At 32.3% G+C, this 1,801-nt stretch carries 1 pseudogene; it reads left to right on the forward strand.

Annotated features, from left to right (window positions below):
• Positions 1-118: 118 nt before the first annotated feature.
• Positions 119-1,801: pseudogene (locus HUN22_RS16820) on the forward strand (NACHT domain-containing NTPase); the annotation flags it as partial.

Genomic DNA, 1,801 nt, shown 5'->3' on the forward strand with positions numbered 1-1,801 from the left:
TTCTAAGACCTAATGAGAAAAGCTAAATTTTCATTCAATGATGGAAGCTTTTGTTTTATTTAGTATATGATTAGATTTTTCTTACAAGATATTCCAAATATTAGGTACTTAAAAATAAATGATTAAACGAACTTTGTGGTATCAAGTTGAAAAAGAGTATTTGTCAATAACTCAAGAAGCTTTACCAAATATCAATAATTCCTTAGTTATTCTAGGCGAGGCGGGTATGGGAAAATCTTGCCTGCTTGAGTGGTTAGGAAGCTTGGATAATTTCGCGTATTGTACGGCTCGACAGTTACTCTATCGTCATAAACCTAATAGTTTGTTAAATAATAAAAAAGTTCTTGTAATCGATGCTTTGGATGAATTGAGTTCATCTAAGGATGGGGATGGTATTGATTTAGTTTTGCAAAAATTGGGAGAACTTGATTATCCACAGTTTGTTTTGTCTTGTCGTGTGGCAGATTGGCGTAGTGCTACTGGTTTAGTAGCAATTAAAGAACAATATAATATTGAACCACTAGAACTTCATTTAAATCCTTTCTCTCAAAGTGATATGAATGATTTCTTAAGTGAAAAAATAGGAAATGAGCAAGCATTGAAAGTTGTGGATCACTTTGTGAATCTCGGATTGGAAGGGCTATTGGGTAATCCACAAACATTAAATTTGATTTCAGAAGTTGCTAGTGCGACTCAACTACCTGAAACATTAACTCAACTGTTTGAACAAGCAGTTAATTTATTAAGAATTGAACATTCTGAACAGAAGATAGAAAGACAACTATCCAAAGAAACTGAACTTGAAGTAGCAGGAGCAGCTTTTGGAAGTTTAATACTGTCAGCAAATGAAGCTATCACTAGAAAGCCTATTCACAAAATTGATGATGGTGAATTGCCAATAAGTGAAATAAAAAGTCTTAAAAATGGACAGTATATTGAAAATGTAATTGGTTCTCGATTATTTAAAGCTAATGGTGTTGAACGCTTTACCTATTTACATCGTAGGATAGGAGAGTTTTTAGGTGCTAAATGGCTAATTAAACAAGCAAATACGAGCCGTAAAAGAAAACGTCTTCTATCTTTTTTTCATGCATATGAGCTTGTTCCTGCTAATTTACGTGGTATGCATGCATGGTTAATTATGGACCATAATTTAGCTTTCGAAGTTATTAAATCCGATCCAATCGGAATATTAGAATATGGGGATGTTGATAATCTTTCAATAGAACAAGCTAAAGTTTTATTGTCTAGTATAGAAAACTTGGCAGAAAATAATCCTAGGTTTTATAAACGAAATAGCTATCAGATTCGGGCTTTCACCACACCAGTCATTTTAAACCAAATTAAAGATATTCTTTTAAATTATGAAATTTCTTTTACGTTTAGAATTTTTTTACTTGAATCTATTCAGTCATTTCAATTACCCGCTTATTTCATTGAAGTTTTAAAGAAGTTAGTTTTAGAGACTGAGATGGAGTATGCGATTCGTAAAGCTGCCAGTGAAACATTAGCAATTCAAAAGCAACTAATAGATTGGGAGGATATTTATCTTAGCCTCTCTAAGCTTAATGATGAATCCTCATTTCGACTAGCTTTAGAGTTACTACAAGATATTGGTTATAACAGAATTGATAGTAAGCTAATAGCCACTTTGGCTTTTTTATATTTAAAAACTGAAGAAACTGTTTCGGGGCCACTCTGGTTCATCGAAATTGATCTACCTGATGATCAAATAGAAAGTTTTCTTGATGCTTTTGTAAAGCACTTAAAGTTAGAAGAAAAAAAATTTCAACATGATGAA

The sequence above is a fragment of the Acinetobacter lactucae genome, from assembly GCF_013344765.1.
Lineage (GTDB): Bacteria > Pseudomonadota > Gammaproteobacteria > Pseudomonadales > Moraxellaceae > Acinetobacter > Acinetobacter lactucae_A.